Source organism: Allobaculum sp., assembly GCF_047010065.1.
GTDB classification, from domain to species: domain Bacteria; phylum Bacillota_I; class Bacilli_A; order Erysipelotrichales; family Erysipelotrichaceae; genus Allobaculum; species Allobaculum fili.
Genome location: NZ_JBKXLD010000145.1, coordinates 1 through 3,563 on the forward strand (window position 1 = coordinate 1; position 3,563 = coordinate 3,563).

Genomic DNA, 3,563 nt, shown 5'->3' on the forward strand with positions numbered 1-3,563 from the left:
TGATTGTCGCGTCGACGTGGCCGATATGGTATTTTTTCTCGCGCATTTTCCGATAGACTTCATCGAGAAGCAGCGTCGAGGCGATGCCTTTGTATTTGGGATCGGTGTCCGGGAAATTGGCGCCCAGATCGCCGAGGGCCAGTGCCCCGAGAATGCTTTCCGCAATCGCATGCAGAAGCACATCCGCATCCGAGTGGCCTTTCAGGCCTTTGGGCGAGTCAATCTCTACGCCGCCAAGCACCAGCGGCCTCCCGCTTTCGAGCGGATGAATGTCGATGGCCTGCCCGATTCTCATTCGTGCCATAGTTAACCTCCAGCTTTCGTAACCCGTCCGCCGCATTGGCAGCCGCATAACAGGACGAAAGCTTTTTCTTCCGATTCCAGAAAACGAAAAACACTTCAGACAAAGCCGAATTCTGTATTGAGTTTTAAGCCGGCTTTCTGCCATAAGAGGCCATGCGTCTTTCCGGCAATCCGGCCAGGCAGAGTGAGCGCGCTTTCGTTCCTGATTCTTTCATTGTACGGAAGTTTTTCGCAGATACAGAAATTTGAAAGAAGATCCGGAAATTTCAAAACAGAAAAAGAGAAGAAAAAAAAGAGAAGAAAAAGGAAGGAAGCACCGGGCAGCTTTCAAAGCCCCGACCGATCCAGATTCTTCTGGCTCCAAAGAAAAAGACGAATCCGCATAATGGGCAGATTCGTCTAGATCTTTGAACTTCAACCGTTCAACGGAAGGATCGGCTTGTTTTCGGTCGGCCTAGCGGCAGACCTGAATAAATGCATAGTAAGAATAATTTCCGGTTTCTACCGGTGCAATTTTGGTATAGCCTTTGCCGTCAATGACGTAGTTTCCATGGACGGCCATGCCGTTTCCAATGTAAATGGCGATATGGTCCAGACCGTTCCCGCCCTGTTCATAGTAGATCAGGTTGCCTGGCTGCGGCGTATCCGTGTAGTAGCCGTACATCGCCGCATAATCCTTTGGCCAGAGCGACATGGCATCGCTGACGCCGGCTTTTGCCAGAGCGAGCTGAACGACTTCCGTGCAGGAGAGTCCGTCGGTCGTTCCCACCAGGCTGAGGGCCGACTGGGCGATGGCCGCGTTCAAAGCGGAGTAATCGCCGGCAGGCTTATTGTCATCGTCACCCGGCTGATTCTGCCCCGGATCGACATCGCTGGGCGGATTCGGGGTGATGGGCGGCTGCGGATTCGGATCGTCGATCGGCGGCTGATCGTCAGGCGGATTATCCGCTGGAGGCTGCGCGTTTGGATCATAATCCGAAGGAAGGTCGTCTTCCGGAATCTGGGTAACGGCAGAAGGATCGGTCTGAACCGGATCGGTGACAACCGGAAGAATCGGCTGTACCGTGATCGTTTCGTCCAGATTGATCACATCGCCGGTCATCGCCTGATCGGCGCCGTTATCGGCTTCGACGCCGCTTTCCGGAATGGATTCGCCTCCCGCTACGGACGCATTGCCATTCACAACCGGAACCTGTGCCACGGGAACCTGTTCTGCAGGCATATTCGCTGCGGGCTGTGCTGCCGGCTGCTCAGCGACAGGCTGTGTAAGAACAGGCTGCGCATTCATCGCTGCGTCGGCAACGACAGAATCCTGCGTTTCCAGCGTCTGCTCAGAAGAAGCATCCGCGTTCGGGGCGAGATCTGCGCTCTGTGCGGCGGGATCCTCGGACTGGACTTCTGGATTGGGGTCTGCCGGTTCACTCTGAGTTTCGATCAGAGCGACAGCGGCTTTCTCGCAATCCTGCGCTTCCAGACGGGCCAGTTCCCGACGGGCCACATCTTCGGCCTGTGAATCGGTAAGTGTTCTCTGTTGGACTGCATCAGACTGGGATGCTGGTGCTTCGAGATAATATTTCGTATCCAGCTGGACAGGGCTTGGGGTTTCCTGCGCGGCATAGACTTTATCGTCCAGTCTGTTCTGCGCTTCACTGGTGGTGAAGGCAGTGATCGTGGAAACCGTGGCTCCGATCACAGACAGAGTACATATAGCGGCTGCTGCCTTAACGGCAGATGGTTCGTTTGCCTTCATCTCAATACCCTCCAAACTTTTGTATGCGATCCCTCCATTTCCTATCTTAGGCGACTCGAAAATGGCGGACAACAACGGGGTGAATTTTAATATACATTGTCGCTTTAAAAGAAACAGCCCCGAATCCTGTCCAGATGCCGGAGCACTTATAAAGATAGTATAAAGATTTGGGGCAAAAAGGGTAAAGGGAAAAGACTGAAAGTTTAGTTGTGTGAAGCGAAAAAGTAAATTTCATGCCTGGTGCGAAAAAGTGGAAATTACTTTTATGGAAGTTCCATTTCAAAATGCATTTCGTTTCGTCTTGCAGCTCTTGTTTTTTTGCAGTTTAAAACTGGTCCAAAAAAGCGAAAATCGGATTTGAAAAATGGGCCGCCTGACTTTTGCGTACTCCATAATGGTGGACTGGAAAGTGCATACTCAGATGACAGTTTTCAAATCCATCGATTTACGGATACAGGAAAACTCATCCAGAAGAGCAGCTGCGCTGCGCTCGATCTCGAGAACCGCTGGTGAGAAGTATTACAAAACAGCCCAAAACCTGAATCAGAGGACCTGATTCTGGCTTTGGGCTAAATAGCTCAAACTGATTTTTTCTGATTTTCTTGGAATTTTGAACTCAAACGTCGGAATCTTAAACTCAAAAAACGGAATCCTGAACCGAGAATTCAGAATATCGAACTCAAACTGCGGATTCTGCAACTGAAAAGAGCAGTCTTCTTCAACCCAAAGTGGACCAGTTTTCAATTGACAAAAATATCCGCGTTCTCCTTTTTCTGAAAATTCATTATTTTAATATTTCTCAGAATGAATATTATCCCAGTTAATATATCTTCTATGGAGTGAGCGGGCAGTTGGTAATCTACATTTCCTAACGATAAGATACAAAGCGGTTTCATATACTCTGGTATATCGAATTTCTCTTGAAGTTTTCCTCAAATTCTTTGCCGTCTACGGCATCTCTTGCTCTCACTTGGATCCAGCAGCTTCCAATTCCTAAAGCATCGGCGGCAAGGTACATATACGACGCAGATATAGCTCCGTCTTCAATCCACAAATCTGTCTTCTGGGTATTTACAAGCACAATAATTGCAGCACCTGCATGGCGAAGCATAGCTGCAGCCTTTCGCATACTTGCGATTTCATTTAACAGATCTTTATCTTTTATTAGTATCAGTTCTACAGTCTTGAAATTATCCCCTGTTGGAGAAATAAGTCCAACTTCCATAATTTGTTTTAATACAGCTTCATCAATCGGTTTTTCGCTGTATTTCCTATAACTTCTTCTTGTGCGAAACAAGTCTAATACTAAATTCATCTGTATACCTCCTGATCTGTTTTACAAAAAAACACCATTGCATACTTGTAATGCCTGACTGATAGGGTATGTAAAGAATTTTGTGTAAATTCGTTTTTTGGTAGTTGAAACATTTGGCCGTTTCGAAGGCCCGAAACACCTCGCTGGACGATGAGCGATTGAAAATTTCTGGAGCGGCCCTTTATAGCGGGCGCC

Annotated in this window: 3 protein-coding genes; all 3 read right to left on the reverse strand. The window is 48.4% G+C overall.

Annotation, left to right across the window (positions count from 1 at the left end; genetic code table 11):
- Positions 1-295: 2-C-methyl-D-erythritol 2,4-cyclodiphosphate synthase (gene ispF / locus ACLUYS_RS09575; protein WP_412659738.1), on the reverse strand; the 295-nt coding region annotated here is incomplete at its 3' end.
- Positions 296-757: 462 nt separating this feature from the next.
- Positions 758-2,053 carry an NlpC/P60 family protein gene (locus ACLUYS_RS09580; protein ID WP_412659736.1) on the reverse strand — a complete coding sequence of 432 codons (1,296 nt, stop codon included), beginning with the start codon at positions 2,051-2,053 and terminating at the stop codon, positions 758-760.
- Between the two features lie 892 nt (positions 2,054-2,945).
- Complete coding sequence (locus ACLUYS_RS09585) at positions 2,946-3,368, reverse strand: nitroreductase family protein (protein WP_412659737.1); 423 nt, start codon at positions 3,366-3,368, stop codon at positions 2,946-2,948.
- Positions 3,369-3,563: the final 195 nt, after the last annotated feature.